The sequence below is a fragment of the Spongiibacter nanhainus genome, assembly GCF_016132545.1.
Classification (GTDB): domain Bacteria; phylum Pseudomonadota; class Gammaproteobacteria; order Pseudomonadales; family Spongiibacteraceae; genus Spongiibacter; species Spongiibacter nanhainus.
Genome location: NZ_CP066167.1, coordinates 994,058 through 1,014,158 on the forward strand (window position 1 = coordinate 994,058; position 20,101 = coordinate 1,014,158).

Here is a 20,101-nt window from a genome sequence, read left to right on the forward strand (position 1 = left end):
CTACTCCCTCGCCCGCCTGCGTGATTGCGGCATCTTGCCGATGCCGCAGTGAATCCCGGGGGATGGCCTGCATGGACGCGGCGGACACAAATGCGGTGTCCGCCCTTGTATCTCTCCAAAGTGACGGGTTAGCTTCCCGTTGCTTACTGGCCGGGTTTAGAGGATGTGTCCGCCCTTAGCTCTCGAAGCTGCGACGTAGATTATCCTCCCGGCCCCTCATCTTTGACATTGAATGGTATCCAAGCGCCCGGCGCTAGGGCCGGTGACGCTGCATGGACAAGGGGAGTTGGAAAGATGACAGACGTTGTTGGGATCGATGTGAGCAAGGCCAAGCTGGATTGCCTGTGGCTTCGTGATCACACCACTTTGAAGGTGAAGACCAAAGTGATGGCCAATGACAATAAAGGCCATCAAGCACTGTGCCAATGGTTGCCCAAGACCTTAAAGCTTGAGCCCGCACAGATTCTGGTGGTGATGGAAGCGACTGGGATTTACCATGAGCAGCTCGCCCTCACCTTACACGATGCCGGCTTTCGGGTTGCGGTGGTCAACCCGGCCCACATCAAAGCCTACGCCCACAGCCTGGGCAATACCCACAAAACGGATAAGCAAGATAGTTTGATCATTGCCCGCTTTGGCGCTGAACGCGACCCTGCCCTCTGGCAGCCCGAGCCGCTGGAAATCCGTGAGTTGAAGGCGCTGATTGCCCGTCTGGAAGCACTGGAAGTGGATTACCAGCGAGAATCCAACCGCTTGGAGAAGGCGGAACTCCGCCCTGCATCGCAGACGGTTTTAGACTCTATCCACACCATGCTCAGCGAGCTGGAAAAGGCGAAACGCCGTATCGAAGAGGACATCGACGACCACATTGATCGCCACCCTGGGCTCAAGCATGACAAGGCCTTGTTGGAGAGTATCCCCGGCGTGGGAAAGGTCGTCAGCCGCCTGATGTTGTCGGTGATCCATAGCCGGGATTTCACTGGCGCCAAACAGGTGGCGGCTTATCTTGGCCTGATTCCTACCCAGGTGGAATCGGGGGTGTTTCGAGGACGCAGTGCGCTGAGTAAGCGGGGCCCGGCCTCAGTGAGAGCGAAGCTGTACATGGCGGCCGGATGCGCCAGCCAGTACAACCCGGATGTCTCAGCGATGAAAGAACGACTATTGGCCAACGGTAAAAACCGCATGCAGACCATCGGTGCTGCCATGCGTAAGTTGGTGCATATCTGCTTTGGTGTGATCAAGAATCAAACGGAATACAGGCCACAAACGGTGTAAAAAACACCGCTTGTGGCGGTATGGGAGAGATGGTATCTACGGGCCGCGCTGGGCCTCAATGCTTCTGTGGCGTATTGTCGGCAGCGTGTTTGTGACCCTGCTTTGACGGTGTGGTTGAGCGGTGCCCCGGTGGGGCTTTCATCGCCTCTTTCATCAGCGCGACGGTGTTGGACGCAGAGCAACGAATGCGGATCATGGCGGTTTCCCTCGAAGTAGTGTGCGCAGGGGTGTCGGGCCCGGCTTGCAAACATACTAATCCATAATAATAATCGTTATCAATTGATCTGGCGCAAAACTATGGCGATTTAAGCGTTTGCCGGTTTGCGTGCTTTTGTGGGGTGAGGGCAGTGGTCGGTACTCAATCTTGCGGCCGGTGCTGGGGGTGGTGTTGCAAATAGCTACGGGGTGTTACCCCCATCCACTTTTTAAAGGCGCGGCTGAAGGCGCTGGTCTCCGAAAAGCCCAGCCGAATGGCGGTATCTTCCACCGAGCAGTGCTGATAACGCAGTAAATCCACTGCCACATCGCAGCGTAGCTGATCCTTAATGTGCTGAAGCTGGAGCCCTTCCTTACGGAGTTTTGTCCGCAGGGTATGAGGGTGCATCCCCAGGCCCCGGGCCACGTCACCAATGCCGGGGTTGTCTGACAGCCGTGGCAATAGATACTGGATTACCTTGTGGCGATAGCTCTGTTGCTGAGAGCGCTGCGCCACCATGGCCAGGTTGGTGTGCTCGAGAAAGGCCTTCAGGGTGGCAGCGTTTTGGGCAATGGGCTGGGCCAGAAAGCGCTCGGCAAAACTGAAATAACTGTCAGGCTGGTCAAAGGCAAATTGATTGCAGTCAAACAGTCGCCGGTATTCATTGCGTCGCCCTCGGTCGGCAAAGCAAAAGCCCACCTCTAGTAGCGGAATGGGCTGATTAATCAGCCAGTTGGCGTAGCGCGACACATAAAACAAAAACGACTCAAAGATGTAGTCGCTAAAAGGGTGGTCACTGGCCCGGTGCATGTGGAAGGTGGCCGTGTCACCACTGCTTTCAAACTGGGTTTCGATGCCCCAGGGGATCAGCCGATAAAACCGCGCCAGCCGGCGCATCGCATCGCCGAGATTTTCAGCGCCAATACTCAATTGCGCCATGGTGGCCCAGCTACCCAGGGGTTGGGGGGCGTCGCCGTGGCCCAGTTGCTCGTCGCCGGTTTCCAGCATGGCGTCCCGCAGCAGGTTGGCAAAATCCTCCCCTGGCAGCCGGGCTGAGGAGTGCTCCAGAGAGTCGGCCGGGATACCGTTGCGGGTCAGCAGACGAGACCGGGTGTCGGCGGGCAAGCCGCGGGTGGCAGCGTCGACAAAATAAGCAGAAACCGTGGGCGCGTGCATACGGCAGTATCTTTGCTGGTGGAGCGGAGATTATAACGAAATGTCAAGTTGCCCGCCACCGCAGATCATGGTCACTGCCTGCTCTCAACGCCACAATGCTCATCGAATTTTAAGTGTCGGCGTGATGACTACAGCATCTGCCGATCTTCACAACAATGATTTAAGCGAGGGCATCACCATGGATATCAAAGATAAAGTGGCTGTGGTTACCGGCGGCGCGTCGGGCATGGGTCTGGAAATTCTCAAGCGACTGGTATCGCTGGGCGGCAAAGGCGTGATCTTTGACGTTAACGCCGAGCTTGGTGAAGCCAAAGCCAAAGAACTGGGTGATAGCGTGATCTTTGCCCAGGTCGATGTTACCAATGAGGAGTCGGTCAAAGCCGGCGTTGCCAAAGCCGTTGAAGCCTTCGGTGCCATCCACTTCAATATCAACTGCGCGGGCATTGCCACCGGCAGCAAAACCGTAGGCAAAGACGGCCCGTTTCCCCTGGATCTGTGGAGCAAAACCCTGGCGGTCAACCTGACCGGTACTTTTAATGTACTGCGCCTATGCGCCGAACAGATGACCAAGAACGAGCCGCTGACCGAAGATGGCTGTCGCGGCGTGATCGTTAATACCGCCTCTGTGGCCGCCTTTGAAGGCCAGGTTGGTCAGGCCGCATACAGTGCCAGCAAGGGTGGCATTGTCGGCATGACCCTGCCCATCGCTCGGGACCTGTCCACCTTTGGTATCCGCGTTAACACCATTGCCCCGGGCTTGATCGATACGCCGATGTTTGAATCCCTGCCGGCGCCGGTCTATGAGTCCTTGAGCCGCACACCGCTGTTCCCCCAGCGTTTGGGCCGCCCCCAGGACATCGCCCACATTGTCACGTCTATTATTGAAAACGACTACATCAACGGCGAGTGCGTGCGTATGGACGCCGGTCTGCGGATGCAGCCGAAATAGCACTTGATCGCCAAAGCGAACGATGGTGAAGACGAGCGTGTCGCGCGGTAAAGATTAGAGGAAATCGTGATGAACAATGGCAAAGGTCCCCTGGCGGGGCTAAAAGTCCTCGAGCTGGAAGGTCTTGGCCCGGCGCCGTTTTGCGGCATGATGCTGGCGGATATGGGCGCAGAAGTGATTTCTCTTACCCGCAAGTCCAGCGATAAAGCCCGCCCCGATGCCGTGAGTGAGCGGGGCAAGCAGAGCATTGCCGTCAACCTGAAAAGCCCAGAGGGCGTGGCGCTGGTGCATCGCCTGTGCGCCAGCGTGGACGTGTTGATTGAAGGCTTCCGCCCCGGCGTGGCCGAGCGTCTGGGTATCGGCCCTGAAGACTGTATGGCCCACAACCCCAAGCTGGTTTACGGCCGCATGACCGGTTGGGGCCAAGACGGTCCGCTGGCCCAGGCCGCCGGTCACGACCTCAACTACATTGCCTTGTCCGGTGCCTTGCACGGCATGGGTGATCCCGATCGTCCGCCCAAACCACCGCTGAACCTGGTGGGGGATTTTGGCGGCGGCGGCATGTTCCTCGCCTTTGGGGTGATGTGTGCGGTGTATGAAGCCGGCCGCTCTGGCAAGGGACAGGTCATCGACGTATCCATGGTGGAAGGCGCCGCCACGCTGATGCACATGATGTATGCCTGGATGGCGGATGGTCGCTGGCAGGATCAGCGCGGCAGCAACATGCTGGACGGCGCGGCTCACTTCTACGACAGTTACGAAACCAGCGACGGCAAATACATCACCCTGGGCGCCATCGAGCCGCAGTTCTATAAGCTTATGCGGGACAAACTGGAACTGAGCGACGATGAGTTCGGTCATCAGAACGACCCCCAGCACTGGCCCAGCCTGAAGGAAAAAATTACCGCCCTGATCAAAACCCGCAGTCGCGATCAGTGGTGCGAGCTATTGGAAGGCAGCGATGTGTGTTTTGCGCCGGTGCTGTCGATGAAGGAAGCCCCCTTGCACCCACACAATCAGCAACGCGGTAGCTTCTATACCCAAGACGGCGTCGTGCAGCCGTCACCGGCGCCCAAGTTTAGTCGTACGCCGGCTGCGCAGCCTGAATCGCCGGCCATGGCCGGGCAGGATAACGAAGCAGTTATGCTGCGACTGGGCTATAGCGTGGAGGAGATTGGCGCGCTCAGGGAACAAGGCATTCTGGTTTAAGAGCGCTGTTCACTAACACATACCTAATTACCATCAGATTGTAGGAGACCACCATGAGCGAAGCGTGGATTATCGATGCCTGCCGTACCCCCCGAGGTATTGGCAAGAGAGGCAAAGGTGCACTTACAGAGATACACCCCCAGCAGTTGGGCGCCACGGTGCTCAAGGCGCTGGCGGAGCGCAATAACCTTAACACCGCCGACGTCGACGATATTATCTGGGGCACCAGCTGCCAGCACGGCCGTCACTCCGGGGATATGGGACGGATGTCAGCCCTGGATGCCGGCTACGACATCACCAGCAGTGGCGTGACGCTGGACCGTTTTTGTGGCTCGGGGATCACCAGTTTTAATATCGCCTCGTCATCGATAATGGCGGGTATGGAAGACGTGGTCATTGCCGGCGGCGCCGAGATGATGTCCAGCTACGGTTACGACAACGGTCTACCTACATTAATGGACAACGGCAACCTGCGCCTGCGGGCCCGCCACCCCCAATCCAACCAGGGCGTGTGTGCGGATGCCATCGCCACCCTGGAAGGTATCGACCGGGAAGCGCTGGACGCCCTGGCGGTGGTGAGCCAGCAGCGCGCCGCCCACGCTATTGAGAACGGCCACTTCGATAAAAGCCTGGTGCCGGTGTATTTTGAAGACGGCACCCTGGCGCTGGACAAAGAAGAATTTCCCCGCCCCGGTACGACCTTGGAAACCCTCTCCCAGTTGCGTCCCTCCTTTGCGGATATGGCAGACCAACCGCTGGATGAAGGTGGCACCACTTACCGCTCGCTGATCCAACAAAAATTCCCCGATTTGCAGATCAACCACGTTCACCACGGCGGTAACTCCTCGGGTGTGGTGGATGGCGCAGCGGCCATTTTGCTGGCGTCTCCGGAGTACGCCAAAAAGCAGGGCTGGACGCCCCGGGCGCGTATTGTCGCCACCGCTAACATGGGTGATTGCCCAACCCTGATGCTGAATGCGCCAGTGGAAGCTACCAAGAAAGTGCTTAACAAAGCCGGGCTGACCCTTGACGATATCGACCTGTTTGAAGTCAATGAAGCCTTTTCTGTTGTCGTCGAGCGCTACATTCGCAAGTTGAGCATTGACCGCGATAAGGTCAACGTCAACGGTGGCGCCATGGCGCTGGGCCATCCCATTGGTGCCACCGGGTCGATGCTGATCGGCACCGTGCTGGACGAGCTGGAACGCCGGGGACTGCAACGCGGTCTGGTGACTATGTGTACCGGTGGCGGTATGGCGCCGGCGGTCATTATCGAACGACTTTAAATCAACAATAAGCGGAGTTGCACCATGAATTTTGATCTTAGCGAAGAGCAGTTGTTGATTCAGACTACAGCGCGGGAGTTTGCCAAAAAGGAGTTGGCCGCAAACGCTGAGGCCTTGGATCAAGGCAAGGGTCGAGAGACGTTTTTGGCTAATCTCTCCAGCCTTGCCGAGCTGGGTTTTATGGGACTCAACGTCGACCCCAACTACGGCGGCACCGGCGCCGGCACTGTCGCTTTTAGCCTCGCTATCACCGAGCTGGCCAGAGCGTGTGCCTCCACGGCGGTAACCGTGTCTGTGACTAACATGGTCGCTGAGGTGATTCAGTCAGTGGCCTCAGAAGAGCAGAAACAAACCTATCTGCCCAAAATCTGCGGCGGCGAATATCCGGCAGCGGGCTTTTGCCTAACCGAACCGGGTGCCGGTTCGGACCCTTCCAGTATGCGCACTTCTGCCGTTAAAGATGGCGACGAGTGGGTGCTGAACGGTTCCAAGGCCTATATCACCAGCGGCGAATACGCCGGGGTATTTGTGGTCTGGGCGGTGACCGACAAAGAGGCCAAGCGGGGTAAAGGTATCTCCTGCTTCCTGGTAGAGCGGGAGACCCCCGGCCTGGAAGTTGGCCCCGCCGAGGAGAAAATGGGCCAGAAAGGCTCTGCGACCAATCCGGTGTACTTCGATAATTGCCGCATTCCTGCGTCTGCATTGATGGGCGAACTTAACCGCGGCTACCAAGTTGCACTTGGCGAACTCGCCGGCGGCCGCATTGGCGTTGGCTCTCTGGCACTGGGTATTGGTCTGGCGGCAATGGACTATGCCAAAGACTACGCCAAGGAGCGCGAACAATTTGGTCAGCCCATCGCCAACTTCCAGGCACTGCAGTGGATGCTGGCGGATCGCTACACCGAGCTGGAGGCAGCCCGGCTATTGATTATGCAGGCCGCAGCACTAAAAGAGGCGGGCAGGGACTTTGCGCCCCAGGCCTCCATGGGTAAGTTGTATGCAACCGAGGCCGCCAACCGCGCTTGTTATGATGGCGTGCAGATACTGGGCGGTCACGGCTACAACCGGGAATACCCGCTGGAGCGTTTTGCTCGGGATGTGCGCATTACCAGTATTTACGAAGGCACCAGTGAAATTCAGCGGATGATTATTTCTCGAGGACTTTTAGCCAGTTAGAGCAGCAGTTAGGAGAATCACCATGGCGCTACCCGCATCCCTTGAAAACCGTCTGACCTTACCTCTGGTGGCGGCACCCATGTTTTTGGTGTCCGGCCCCGAGCTGGTTATTCAGTGCTGTAAAAACGGCGTGATGGGAAGTTTTCCGGCGTTGAACCAGCGCACCAGCGAAGGCTACGAAGAGTGGCTCAATACCATTGGCGACGCCCTGGGTGACGAGGACGCGCCCTACGCGGTTAATCTCATCGTCCACCGCAGCAACCCCCGCTTGCAGGCAGATCTGGAACTGACGGTGAAGCACAAGGTACCGGTGGTGATTACCTCTCTGGGTGCCGCCCAAGAGGTAGTGGAGGCGGTGCACAGCTATGGCGGTCTGGTGTTTCACGACGTCACGACTATCCGCTTTGCTGAAAAAGCGCTGGAGGCCGGCGTCGACGGATTGATCGCCGTTTGCGCGGGCGCCGGTGGTCACGCCGGCACCTATAACCCCTTTGCCTTTATCGCCGAGCTGCGGGCCATGACCGACAAAACGCTGCTGGCCAGCGGTTGTATCAGCACAGGTGATGCGGTGCTGGCAGCGCTGGCCTGTGGCGCCGATCTGGCGTACGCCGGCACGCGCTTTATTGCCGCCCAAGAGAGTTTGGCCAACGACGGCTACAAGGCCATGGTGACTCAGTACAGCGCTGCCGATATTGTTTACACACCAAAAATTTCCGGCGCGCCGGCCAACTTCCTCGCCCCCAGTTTGCAGGCAGCGGGCGTTGACTTGGCCAAGGTCGTCACCCCCGAGTTTGACCCCGGCGAAGAACTCAGCGGCGACAGCAAAGCCTGGAAGGACATCTGGTCAGCTGGGCAGGGGATTGGCTCTATCCATTCTGTTCAGCCCGCCGCTGACATCGTCAGCCAGTTTAAAGACGAATACCGTCAGGCCTTTGAGCGTCTGGCGGGTTTTCAATAACCGCATTCATCACGCTAATTCGGGAGAGAATCATGCCCTATATTTATTCAGCTACACGTACCGCCCTGGGCGGCCTCAATGGCCAGTTTGTGTCACAAAGCGCACCGGAGCTGGGAGCGGCGGCCATCGCGGCGGCCTGTCCGGAAGCCATTCGCGGTCAGATCGACGAAGTGCTGATGGGCAACGTAATCTCTGCCGGTATCGGTCAGGCACCCGCCCGCCAGGCGGCACTGGGAGCTGGTCTGCCGGATTCTGTACCCTGTACCACCGTCAGCAAAGTCTGCGGTTCGGGTATGCAGACCGTTATCAACGCGGTAGACCAGATCAAAGCGGGTAGCAGCAACTTGGTGGTTGCCGGTGGCATGGAGAGCATGAGCAACGCCCCCTATCTGTTGGACAAGGCCCGCCAGGGCTACCGCATTGGCCATAAAAGCGTCAAAGACGCGATGTTTGTCGACGGCCTGGAAGACGCCTACTCCGGCAAATTGATGGGGCAAATTGGTGAGGCCGTGGCCGCCGAGTACAAATTCACCCGGGAAGAGCTGGACGACTACGCGCTGATGTCATTGGAGCGCGCCCTGGCGGCGCAGAAAAGCGGCGCTTTCGCCAATGAGATCGTAGCGGTAAATGACATCGCTACCGACGAACAGCCCGGCAACGCCCGCCCGGAAAAAATTCGTCACCTCAAACCGGCCTTCAGCAAAGACGGTATCGTCACTGCCGCCAATAGCAGCTCCATTTCCGATGGCGCGGCAGCCCTGTTGATCGGCGGCGAGGGCATCGACCTGGAGCCCATGGCCAAAATCGTCGGCTGTGCCCGTCATGCCGGTTCGCCCGAGCAATTCCCGGTGGCGCCGGTTCACGCCGTGAAAAAGCTTCTGGCCGATCTGAACTGGTCGGTAGACGACGTCGACCTGTTTGAAATCAACGAAGCTTTTGCCCTGGTCGCCCTGTTGCCCCACAAACTGATGGGTGTGCCGCTGGACAAAATCAACGTCAATGGTGGTGCCTGCGCGTTGGGCCATCCCCTGGGCTGCTCTGGTGCCCGTATCCTGGTCACGCTGATTCACGCCCTGAAAAATCGCGGCCTGAAGCGCGGTATCGCCAGCCTGTGTATCGGTGGCGGTGAGGCGACGGTTGTTGCTGTAGAAGTGTGATCAGGTTCACATAAGCTCTCATTGGCGGCGCCCTTCCGGCGCCGCTAGGCGCCATTGCCAACAGCTTGAATCACTCCTTTAATGAATTTCTCGCCCTCTGATTCATTCCCTCTATTTCACGCAACTTACTGATAATCATACTTAAATTTCGATATTTGCGTGTCACCTCCAAGCCTGTGAACCGAGTAATAGCGGTTACACAACTAAAGGTTGGGGAGGGGCAGAGTGCCATTACCTACACTTCACGATGTCAAGTGCTGCGCTAAACCGCAGTCGCTGTAGGTACGTAAACATCGAAAATAACAAAGGAGTTAGTAATGCGCTGTTCTCTCAAGCCCCTGGCCGCGGCATTTGCCCTTGTTGTCAGCAGCCATGCAAGTGCCCAAGGCGGACTTTCTTTCGCACCGCTTTTCCCAGTAGATTCCGCTAGTACCACCATCGAGTTCGCGACTGATTTGTTACCTACTCTCAACTCGTTGCTGGTGAGTGCCGGGGCAATGGAGGGCGCCACGGCCCTGCAGCCCTTCGCCGTTGTGGATCTGATTCAAGACGGCTCGGAAATGCTGGAAATGACTTACGATCCGATCAACTCGCTACTCGCACCTGTCAATGACGCCAATAACCAAAGTGGTCTTACCGGCTCGCTGGTTGATCCGCAGGCCCAGCTTCTCGATGCCCTCAATGGCGCATTTAAAGATTTCGGGGGCAGTGCTGATCAGTTTGATGATGCCTTTGATGTTATTCTGACGCCCATACTCAGCTTCGGAGATGCTTTCAACGAAGGGTTTTGATAGCGCCAGTCAAGAGCAGATAGGTTGCTGCATCTGATTGTAGCGCTGATATAACTAACCGCCTTTGTGGCGGTTTTTTGCGGTAGCGCTGCAATCCCAACCTTAGGTTTGGGGCTGGTGGACAGGGGGCTTCGTAAAGTATTCGTTGAAAGATTCAATGTACTGTACTCGCAGCAACGGCATTTTTTAAACGACGTTCAGACAGTATGTGAAGGCGCGGAGACACTGTGGCTCCATAAGCGCGATCAAAACAAAAAACATAAGGTGCAATATGAGCGGGAAAGTCATTCGATTGGGTGTTTTGGCAGCGGCAGTAGCGACACTGTCATTGTCTACTGTGGCGCAGACAACCTCCGGTGCTGGGGCTGAACCCAAGAAGCGGGGCAGTCGTTTGTTGGAAGAGGTTATGGTCACGGCGCAGAAGCGGGAAGAAGACGCCTCTGACGTACCGATTTCCATCCAGGCCTTCGGCGCGGAGAAGTTGGATGCCCTGGGGGTCGATGGTCAAGACGGTTTGCAGGCAGTGACGCCGTCGCTTACGGTCGGTTCGCAGGCAGGCTTTACTGTGACCTATCTCCGGGGTGTGGGCAGTGATGCCTTTTTGACCTCAGACCCCAGCGTAACAACGTATGTTGATGGGGTGTATTTCCCCTTCGCCTACAACCTCGGTAATAACTTCGGGGGCGTTGACCGTATCGAAATCCTGAAAGGACCACAGGGTACGCTGTTTGGCCGAAATGCTACCGGCGGTGCTATCAACGTCGTCACGAAAAAGCCCGAGTTCGAAGAATTTTTTGGTGAGGTGTATATCAGCTACGGCAACTACGGTGACCTGTCTGCGCGACTGCGTGTAAATATACCGATCACCGACCAGATCGCCTTTAGTTTGTCGGGCTTCCAGAAAGAGCGCGACACTTATTTTTCCAATAGTACTATCGATGAGGGTCGTTCCCTGCCCAAGGAAGAAGCCGATGGTTGGCGAGCCAAGTTGCGGTTTCAGCCTAACGACTCGCTGGATGCCACCATTAGCTACTGGAAATTCGGTAACGAAGGGGCGGGCTCCCACTTTGCTTGTGTAGAGGAGCCTACGCTACTTGGGGCTGCAGGGGGTATCGAAGGCGCAGATGGTTACAAAAACTGTAACAACGATGGCGCGGTATACACTCGGGGTGATTCCAAAATTGTCTACGGCGAACTGGAGTATTTCGCGCCTTGGTTTGATATGAAGATTCTGGGTAGCGATCAGACTGTTATCGGTCCCGGTCTGCAGGACTTTGACGGTTCGCCAGAGGCTCTGGTGGAATTGTCCTCCCGTAATCAGCGTCTGGAGGCGGTGCAAGCGGAGATTCAGTTCCTGTCTAATGGAGAGGTTGGTCCTGCATGGCTCCAGTGGATAGTGGGCGCTAACTACTATGAGGGCAAGGGCGGCTTCTTCCAGTTTGATACCAACTTGGCGGGGTTGTCGACGTCCAACGGCGAATTGTTTGGTTTGCAGTTGCCGGGAGAGCTGACCGAACTGATCAATAATCTCAATCTGGCGATTCCTGGCACTGATATTGAGCAAGTCGGTGTGGTCGGTACCGAGGCCCTGGGCATTTTTGCCCAGACCACCATTACGGTCACGGAATGGTTGGATATCACCCTGGGGGCTCGTTATCAGGACGAAGAGCGCAACATCATTGAATCCAGTGCCGGGCTATTGAACCTCGACGGAAGCGTCACCGAGATCCGCAGCAGTGACACGGCAGTTAACAACACTAACGGTAAAGAGGTGCCGGGCACGGTCAGTAGTGAGAGCTTGAAGCCCAAAGTATCGTTTGAGTTGCGTCCCTTTGACGACGACACTTTGATATATCTGTCTTACCAAGAAGCTATCAAGGGTGGTACCTACAATGTGCTGACCTTGTACGCTGATCCCTCTTACGTTGTCGACGAAGAGATCGAGGCGGTTGAATTGGGCATCAAAACCCAGCTCTTTGACGGTTTGGTGCAATTCAACGGTGCCTTCTTTAACTATGATATCACTAACCTGCAGACGCAATTTGTATCGGCTTTTGAAGGCGGCATCATCGCTTTCTACAACGCTGAAGAAGCGAGAAGCTACGGTTTTGACTTCGATGGTATCGTTCAGCTCTTCCCAAGCTGGATTGACGACTTGGTGTTGACCGGCGGTGCGGCCTTTATCAAGGCAGAGTACACCAAGTTTACCAACGGCTCTGGATATGCCGAGGGAACCGGTTTGTATGAAGCCGGCCAAGACTACAGCGGTAATCAGATCGTCCGCTCGCCAGATGTGACTGCGTCCCTCACGCTCAGCAAAACATGGTACATCTATGATAATCCGCTCGAAGTGTCGATAGATGGTTACTATTCCTCAGAGCAATATTACGACACATCTAATGTAAGCACCTCTCTGCAAGAGGCCTATTCAACCTACGGCGCCCGGATCAGTTACCTTTATGAACCCTGGAAGATGCGCCTGACGGCCTTTGGCAAAAACCTTGGCGATGAGCTTTATCAGACCGGTGGTTTTGGCTCTGACTTTGGCTTTAAGCCGAACTATGGTCCGCCCAGACTGTATGGGATGAAAATGTCCCTGGAGTTCTAGGGACCTATCCCGCGCGTTCCCCATCACCGTGAACGGGGTGCTCGAAGAGCCCCCTTCACACCTGTATATGCGATCTTGAAACAGACAGGAATCGAATCATGTCCGCATACGTAATCTTATTCTGGGTATTTGCTAGTCTGGCGGCGGGCGGCCTGCTTATCGGTTTGTGCTATACCACCCGGGTTTCGCTGCCTTCCTGGCTGGGCGCTGCTCACGGTATGGCTGGGTTGTTCGCGGTGGGAGCATTTTTTATTGTTAATTTACTGCATGCGCCCCAAGCCGGGGTGCTTGCTTGGTGGTCTCTAGGCGCCTTTGCGGCAGGCGTAGTAGGAGGACTGTTGTTGTTCCGGGTCCTCTTCCCGGGTAAGGCGCCGATTTGGAGCATGATGATGCACGGCAGCGTGGCCGCGGTAGGGCTTTACCTGCTTTATGCGGTTGCTTTTTAACAGCAGCGCGAGTGCCCGTCTGTTAGCTGCTCAAGTCGATTTGGCGCTGAATTACCGCTATGATCAAGCTATCGGCTACACCTCCGATCCGCGAATTCTCAGATCATCATAATAATTTAGCGCCCGGGCAGTCGGGTGTGGTGGGAGTCAATTCCATGCGTCGTACAGACTTACATCGCGATGAACCGCCGGTTTTCTCGTTTCCGTTGGTTGAAACTGCGGCTTACAAGGCGCTGACCGAGGGTGGTCTTCCTGCCAAACGGCTGTCGATGATTACTGCGGCAACGGGTTATGGCAAGACCGTGTTACTGTCCTCTCTCTATGGCCGTTATCGCGAATTCGGGGCCCACTGCTATTGGGTATGTCTGGGGCCTTCGGACTCAACGTCTGAGCGAGTCATCAGCCGGCTAGAGCTTTGTGTATCGGAAGGCCAGGAAGGGTACAACCCGTCTGAAGACATGCATAAAAGCGATGAGCCCATCGATCAGCGGTTGGATGCCTTGGCTCAGGCCTTAAAGTCTAAGGATGGCGCTACAGTCCTTTTTATCGATAATCTGGATTGCTGTAGTGACGACACACTGAGCGGTGTATTCGATTCGCTGATTCTTAACACCGCAAACACTGTCTACGTGGTACTGGCGTCGACCAGTGAACCGGAGTTCAGTCTGCATCGTTTACTTTTGGCCGATCATGTAGCGCGTTACGGTTACTCGGAGCTGGCCATTGATCAGTCCGGGGTTGAGACAATTTTTGGCGATACGCTGTGTCGTACCCTCGGTGACAGCGGTATTGAGCGAGTACTTCAGGTCAGTGAAGGCTGGCCAGCGGCGCTGCGGATGATGGAAATTATTCTGCGTGATGCGGCACAGCCCCTTGATGTGCTGCGCAGTTTTTCCGGCTCGGATATAGAATTGGCGCGGATGCTTAATCACCAGATACTCAGCTCCTTTGATCAGGCATTCCGGGAGTTTCTCTACAGCATTGCGCCGCTGCAAAGTTTTAATGTCCCGCTGTGTCGCTACGTGTGTGGCGACCCGAAAGTCGATAACTATGTGCAGCGCTTGATCAGCAATAACCTGTTGATTATTCCGTTGGATCGCAACCGTTTTGAGTACCGACTTCACTCCCTGTTCCGTGAATTTTTGTTGGATGAAGGCGAGCGACACCTAGGCGCAGACCGCAGAACGGTTATATTGCAACGGGCGTCGGCATGGTTTGAAGAGCGAGGCCGCTGGTCCGAAGCCATCGATTGCGCGATCGAAGCCGGCGATTGGTCGGTGGCGGTGGACAGCCTTGAGCGCGTGGCGGTCAACTTTGTCCGTGATCGCGGTGACCTTAGCAAGTTTATCGGCTGGGTGGACCAAATTCAGAAAGTTGGATGTGAACCTGGCCTGGAAACGGACTATTGGTATGTGTGGGCGTTGGTGTTTCACCGTCGCTACGATTACGCGGCCCGTCAGTTAGAAAGGCTCGGTGAGCGCCTCAACACCGAAGGAAGGGGTGAGCAGGATGAGATGTGGCGGCGCCTGGCAATTATTCGTACCACTTGTGCCACCTATACCGACGATATGTCCGAGGTTCGTGAGCTGAGCCAAACGTGGCTGGATGGCATTCAGGATGATGACCCTTTCGATGTTGCCACGGTGGCCTGTACGTTGGGTATCGAACGCAGTGTCGCCTTTGATTTTCTCGGCGCCAGAGATTACTTCGGTATCGCCCAGAGCAGTATCCCCCAGGCCAATAGTGACTACGGGCAGGCCTGGGTCACGGTGCTGTCGTCTTTGGTCACCGTGTACGAGGGGGATTTCGCCATTTGCCACGACCGGGCGACATCGGCGTTGGCGTCAATCCGCCACAGTTCCGGTGATCGCTCTGGTATGACTAGCACCGTGGCGGCTCTGGCCGCGCTGGCGGCGATTGAAACCGGCAAAGATCAGGAGGCGGCTGATTATCTGGCTTTGTCTCTACCGAGACTGCAAACCCACGGTATCCTCGATACCGCCTTGTTTGCGATAGCCAGCGCCGTAAAGCTGTGGGCGTCGCCGCAGGGGGAAGGTATCAACGTAGCCCGGTTGCGGGATATCGCCACCAGCTTTCCGCCGCGGGTTAGCTTGATGCTGGAGTGCTACATCATTCAGCGGCTATTGCGACTGGGCCGCGTTGAGGAGGCGGTCGATGAGGCCCGACGTGCGGGTATAGACTGCAAACGGGTGGAGCAAGGCTATAATTTCGCCCTCGACCGTTTTTTGCTGAGTCAGACCCTGATTGATCTGGATATTGCCGTAGGCCGGACCAGCGGTATCGACGAACGCCTGCAACAGGAGATTGAGCTCGCCAAATCCCAGGGACGGGCTGGACATCTGGTAGAGCTTTCATTGCAACAGATGACTGTGGCTTTGAGGGGCACCAAACCACAGAGTGCGCCACGCTTCCTGACCCGGGCTATTAGCCAGGCCGCAAAACGGGGCTATATTCGCCCATTTCGAGACCGCGCCGATCTTATCGCCAGCTTGGTTAACGACACCAAGCCCAAAAGCTGGGGCTTCGCCCTCAGCGAAGAGCGGGAATTCTTTAACGAGATATGCAAGTTGCTGCCCATCGCCAAGAGCTCGACGCTGGAGGAGTTGGAACATCTCGATGGTGAGTCGGGTCTTCTGGAGTCACCGACGCCCAGAGAGCTGGAACTGTTGCAGTTGATCGAGGCGGGGCTTACCAATCAGCAACTGGCCGATCGGCTGTTTGTCTCGGTGGCCACAGTGAAGTGGCACCTCTACAATCTCTACAACAAGTTAGGGGTTTCTAACCGCTCTTCCGCGATCGCCAAAGCGCGCTCTTTAAAGCTTATTAGTAACTGATTTTACGGAATTTTCTCCAAACCAAACTTAGGGATGGGGCACTTCCCCGCAGGGTCTTGCATGCTCTAATTGTCAACTATCTCGGAGTTGTTATCCGGATTAGCGAAGGAGCACGTCATGACTGACTATCTTAAATATTTGTTGTCCCCGGCAATCCTAGCGATCCACGCCTGGGGGCTCGTTATGGGTGGCGCCCATGCGTGGATGGGTTTTGCCGCGATTGTTTGGGTGTTGTTGTTCGACGCGTTTTTGTCGCCCAGCCACCACCGGCGAGATACCCGTTTTCCCTGGCTCTACGACACCGTTATCTCGCTGACCGTGCTGGCGGGCTTCGCCAATATTTTCCTCTATGCCTACCTTGCCGGTTCTGGCCACTTTCAGGGCTTTGCCTCGGCATTTGGCGCCTTCATCGGCACGGTTGTTATCGGCTTTGTCATCGGTGCACCGCCAGTCCACGAGTTGTTTCACCGAGAGAATGCGGCACTGCGAACCCTGGGCCGGGTTGGCCAGTGCTTGGTCTTTGACCCCTGGCGGGAGATCACCCATGTGGTAACTCATCATATGCACACCGCGACGCCCACCGACCCGGATTACGCCCGTCGTGGCGACACCGTGTACGGCCATTTTATGCGCACCTTTCCCGGACAGTGGAAAGAGGCATTTCACCTCGAAAAAATGATGTGGACCAAGCGAGGTCGTAAATGGTTTGACCCCCGCAACGCCTGGGTGGCAAAGGCAACCTACTTTGGCATTTTTATCGCAATTCTTTTTACTTTGGGTGGCTTGACCGGCGGTCTGCTGGCCTGTGCGGCGTTGATTCTCGGGCCCAGAATGATGCTGGAGGTCTTTAACTATTGCAATCACTACGGTCTGGTATCTGCCACGCCAGGGCGCTTCAAAATGCACCACACCTGGAATCACCTGACACCCTTTACCCGGATTCTGGCGCTGGAGATTACCAATCACGCCGGCCACCACGACGACAGCTACAAACCGTTCTATCTGTTAGAACCGGACCAGACTGGCCCCAAGCAGCCTCAGTTCCTGATGTGTGTGCTACTGGCCTTCGTACCGCCGCTGTTCTTCATGATGATCAAGCCGCTGTTGAAACACTGGGACGAGCACTACGCCAACGAACAGGAAAAAGAGATTGCCTACCGGGAAAACGCTCGCGCCGGCTGGCATGATCTCAACGATGGCAGTTTTGCCTATCGCGACGCTCAGCTCGCTGTCGCCTACGGATAAGCTAAACAGTAATAAAAACAGGTGAAGAGCAAGATGGATCAAGCAGTAGCGTCCAGCCGATATGCCACTGAAGGACAGTGTCAGATCAAGGTCAAGGACAACGAAAAAAGCCAGTTTGTGATTAATCGCAACGATATGTTGCTGAAGTCCGCTTTGGATCAGGGCATGGATTACCCACACAACTGCCGTGTGGGCGTATGCGGGCAGTGCAAAACCCGGCTTATCAGTGGCGATGTGACGCCTATGGTTGACCTGGCACTGTCACCATTGACCAACGACGAAATCAATGAAGGTTACTTTCTTGCCTGCCAGGGTAAGGTGCGGGGCGACATTGAGATTGAGGTCAAACTCGGCCAACACCAGCCCATTCCCGAACAGCAGGTTTCAGGTAAAGTCTCGCTTTGGCGGCGACTTCCCGGTGAGGTCATAGAGCTGCGGATAGCGCTGGATAGACCGTTTTTCTATGAAGCGGGCCAGTATGGTTTTTTGGCGGAGTCGGGGTCGTTCGTGCGTCGCTGTTTCAGCTTTACCGATGCGCCACCAGCGGACCCAAACGTCGGCGCCAATGAAGTGGGCTTCTTGATCAAACGTCTCCCTGGTGGCCAGTTTTCCGAGTGGATATTTGAGAGAGATCGCACCGGGACAAAAATGTGGTTGCATGGACCCTACGGCATTATGGGTAACGATGATATCGACGCCGACGGGCTCTGCATCGCCGGGGGCACCGGGCTGGCTCCGGTATTATCGATTGTGGAACAAAGATTGAGTGCGTCAGCCACAGCCGTGTTTACGGTGATATTTGGTGTGCAGAAGCAACAAGACCTGTTTGCGCTGGACAAATTACATGCACTATCCGAGGCGAGCCCCGGGCGTCTGCAAGTGGTGCCAGTGTTATCCCACGAACCTGAGGACTCCTCCTGGCCCGGTGCTCGAGGCTTGGTCACCGCGCCACTGGACGACAAGCTTGGCGTTGACTATAGCAATGTATCGAGCTTTATCTGCGGCAGTTTACCTATGGTGGAAGCGGTAGAGCGGCGCTTGCTGGAGCTCGGCGCCCAGGCAGAGCGTATCCATGCCGACAAATTTATCCCGTCGGGTTGAGGGCAGCGCGGTGAATCTAGCCTATTGTGAAATTGATGAGCAGCGTCTCATTGGGCGCTTGGTCGTTAATCGACCGGACGTGCTTAACGCCTTGAACGTCGATACTGCACAAGCCATACAACGGGCGGCGGCGGAGCTGTCATCTCGTGCTGATCTACGTTGTATTGTACTGCAAGGTCGCGGCCGGGCCTTTATGGCAGGGAGCGACCTGAGTGCCTTTGCCGAGGACTTCGACAGAGCTGGTGACGTGGTTAATGCCCTGCTGGACGCACTGGAGCCCGTCATCCATTGCTTTAGAGAGCACCCGGCGCCAGTCGTGGCCAGCGTACAGGGCGCGGTAGCCGGAGCGGGACTGAGTTTGATGGCGGCATGTGACTTGGTTATCGCGGCTGAGGGCACCCGCTTTATGTTGGCCTACGACAAGATAGCGGCACCGCCAGATTGTGGTGGTAGCTACTTTCTCCCCCGCGCTGTGGGACAGCGTCGTGCCAATGCGTTGATGTATTTAGGGGAGTCGTGGGACGCGCAACGCGCTGAACAGTTCGGACTGATTAACCAAGTGGTAGCTGCAGATCGCCTTGCAGACGTCACTGACGCTATGGCGCAGAAAATTGCCAATGGCCCTTCACGAGCATATGCCCAGTTCAAAACCTTGGTATCGGAGAGCCGCAGCGATCTTCAGATACAGCTCGATGCGGAGCGGGAGGCCTTTGTCAGCGCCACCCGTACTCAAGACTTTAAGGCTGGCGTTAGTGCCTTTCTCAGTCGTGAGGCAGCCGACTTCATAGGAAAATAACTGCAAAACCGCACATTTGCGGCCTGTGCCGCGACGATTATATTTATGGTGGGAGTATAAAAATATGGCCAGTCATTCAGTAAAAGACAAAATCATCATGATTACAGGCGCAGCCGCTGGTTTTGGCAAAGCGACCGCCGAGAAGCTCGCGGCAGAGGGGGCGCATATTGTTGCCACCGACATCAATGTCGATGCGCTGGGTGACACCCTGGACCAATGTCGGGCTCTCGGTGCCGATGTCATCGGCGGTCGCCACGATGTCAGCAATGAGAAAGACTGGAATCAGATCATTGCCAAAGTGCAGGGCGAGTTCGGCAAGTTGGATGCGCTGATTAACAATGCGGGCTACATGCTGACCAAGCCTTACCTGCAGACCTCGCTGGAGGAGTTCCGGCAAATACATCGGGTCAATGTGGAAAGCGTTTGGGTTTCAGTACAAAAAGCCTACCCCCTGCTAAAGATGGCCGGTGAGCAGAACCCTAGTGGCAATGCCTCGGTGATTAATTTGTCGTCAGTCTACGGCCAGATATCCGGCCTGGCCCAATCCGCCTACTGTGCCACCAAAGGTGCGGTGCGGATGTTGACTAAGTCTCAGGCGGTGGAGTTTGCACGCACCGGTGACCCGATTCGGGTCAATTCTGTACACCCCGGACCAGGTAATACCGCGCTGGCGGAAAATGGCGTCGCGCAGATGATTGAAGCGGGTATGGTCAGTACGCCGGAGGAGGCGTTGGCTTTAATGACGTCGCTGATCCCGGCGGGCCGTTTTGCAGAGCCCGAGGACATCTCCGATTTGATGGTGTTTCTGTGTAGCGATGCCTCGCGTTATTTCACTGGCTCTGAATTCACCCTCGATGGCGGCTACACCGCTATTTAA

17 protein-coding genes are annotated in these 20,101 nt (G+C 56.1%); 15 read left to right on the top strand and 2 right to left on the bottom strand.

What is annotated here, in order from left to right:
- Nucleotides 1-294: 294 nt before the first annotated feature.
- Nucleotides 295-1,275 (top strand): IS110 family RNA-guided transposase, encoded by a 981-nt coding sequence (locus I6N98_RS04540; protein ID WP_198570613.1) that lies wholly within the window; start codon nucleotides 295-297, stop codon nucleotides 1,273-1,275.
- 55 nt (nucleotides 1,276-1,330) lie between these two features.
- Here the strand turns inward: I6N98_RS04540 and I6N98_RS04545 are convergent, their stop codons facing one another.
- Both I6N98_RS04545 and I6N98_RS04550 read right to left on the bottom strand, forming a co-directional pair.
- Nucleotides 1,331-1,471: a hypothetical protein gene (locus tag I6N98_RS04545; RefSeq protein ID WP_198570614.1), complete on the bottom strand. Its 141-nt coding sequence runs from the start codon at nucleotides 1,469-1,471 to the stop codon at nucleotides 1,331-1,333.
- Between the two features lie 162 nt (nucleotides 1,472-1,633).
- Nucleotides 1,634-2,647 (bottom strand): AraC family transcriptional regulator, encoded by a 1,014-nt coding sequence (locus I6N98_RS04550; RefSeq protein ID WP_198570615.1) that lies wholly within the window; start codon nucleotides 2,645-2,647, stop codon nucleotides 1,634-1,636.
- A 178-nt stretch (nucleotides 2,648-2,825) separates the two neighbouring features.
- On the opposite strand from I6N98_RS04550, the gene I6N98_RS04555 reads away from it, so the two are divergent.
- From I6N98_RS04555 to I6N98_RS04620, 14 genes are all read left to right on the top strand, one after another.
- Nucleotides 2,826-3,596, top strand: a complete 771-nt coding sequence (locus I6N98_RS04555; protein WP_198571547.1) for a 3-hydroxyacyl-CoA dehydrogenase — start codon at nucleotides 2,826-2,828, stop codon at nucleotides 3,594-3,596.
- A 69-nt stretch (nucleotides 3,597-3,665) separates the two neighbouring features.
- Nucleotides 3,666-4,805, top strand: coding sequence for a CaiB/BaiF CoA transferase family protein (locus tag I6N98_RS04560; RefSeq protein ID WP_198570616.1), 1,140 nt, complete (start codon nucleotides 3,666-3,668; stop codon nucleotides 4,803-4,805).
- A gap of 53 nt (nucleotides 4,806-4,858) precedes the next feature.
- Complete coding sequence (locus I6N98_RS04565; protein ID WP_198570617.1) at nucleotides 4,859-6,091, top strand: acetyl-CoA C-acetyltransferase; 1,233 nt, start codon at nucleotides 4,859-4,861, stop codon at nucleotides 6,089-6,091.
- A gap of 24 nt (nucleotides 6,092-6,115) precedes the next feature.
- Nucleotides 6,116-7,267: an acyl-CoA dehydrogenase family protein gene (locus tag I6N98_RS04570; protein WP_198570618.1), complete on the top strand. Its 1,152-nt coding sequence runs from the start codon at nucleotides 6,116-6,118 to the stop codon at nucleotides 7,265-7,267.
- A gap of 22 nt (nucleotides 7,268-7,289) precedes the next feature.
- A complete protein-coding gene (locus I6N98_RS04575; protein ID WP_198570619.1) occupies nucleotides 7,290-8,225 on the top strand; it encodes an NAD(P)H-dependent flavin oxidoreductase in 936 nt (311 codons plus the stop codon).
- A gap of 32 nt (nucleotides 8,226-8,257) precedes the next feature.
- Nucleotides 8,258-9,382, top strand: a complete 1,125-nt coding sequence (locus tag I6N98_RS04580; protein ID WP_198570620.1) for a thiolase family protein — start codon at nucleotides 8,258-8,260, stop codon at nucleotides 9,380-9,382.
- A 317-nt stretch (nucleotides 9,383-9,699) separates the two neighbouring features.
- On the top strand, nucleotides 9,700-10,173 hold the full coding sequence (locus I6N98_RS04585; RefSeq protein WP_198570621.1) for a hypothetical protein: 474 nt from the start codon (nucleotides 9,700-9,702) through the stop codon (nucleotides 10,171-10,173).
- Nucleotides 10,174-10,444: 271 nt separating this feature from the next.
- Nucleotides 10,445-12,781, top strand: a complete 2,337-nt coding sequence (locus tag I6N98_RS04590; protein ID WP_198570622.1) for a TonB-dependent receptor — start codon at nucleotides 10,445-10,447, stop codon at nucleotides 12,779-12,781.
- Between the two features lie 98 nt (nucleotides 12,782-12,879).
- Nucleotides 12,880-13,227, top strand: a complete 348-nt coding sequence (locus I6N98_RS04595; protein ID WP_198570623.1) for a hypothetical protein — start codon at nucleotides 12,880-12,882, stop codon at nucleotides 13,225-13,227.
- A 155-nt stretch (nucleotides 13,228-13,382) separates the two neighbouring features.
- Nucleotides 13,383-16,082 (top strand): winged helix-turn-helix domain-containing protein, encoded by a 2,700-nt coding sequence (locus I6N98_RS04600; protein WP_198570624.1) that lies wholly within the window; start codon nucleotides 13,383-13,385, stop codon nucleotides 16,080-16,082.
- Between the two features lie 117 nt (nucleotides 16,083-16,199).
- Nucleotides 16,200-17,327, top strand: a complete 1,128-nt coding sequence (locus I6N98_RS04605) for a fatty acid desaturase family protein (protein ID WP_198570625.1) — start codon at nucleotides 16,200-16,202, stop codon at nucleotides 17,325-17,327.
- Between the two features lie 33 nt (nucleotides 17,328-17,360).
- Entirely contained in the window at nucleotides 17,361-18,428 is a 1,068-nt protein-coding gene (locus I6N98_RS04610; RefSeq protein ID WP_198570626.1) for a 2Fe-2S iron-sulfur cluster-binding protein, read from the top strand.
- Nucleotides 18,400-19,224: an enoyl-CoA hydratase/isomerase family protein gene (locus I6N98_RS04615; RefSeq protein ID WP_198570627.1), complete on the top strand. Its 825-nt coding sequence runs from the start codon at nucleotides 18,400-18,402 to the stop codon at nucleotides 19,222-19,224. The genes I6N98_RS04610 and I6N98_RS04615 overlap by 29 nt, the downstream gene beginning before the upstream one ends.
- Before the next feature lie 64 nt (nucleotides 19,225-19,288).
- Nucleotides 19,289-20,101: an SDR family NAD(P)-dependent oxidoreductase gene (locus I6N98_RS04620; RefSeq protein ID WP_198570628.1), complete on the top strand. Its 813-nt coding sequence runs from the start codon at nucleotides 19,289-19,291 to the stop codon at nucleotides 20,099-20,101.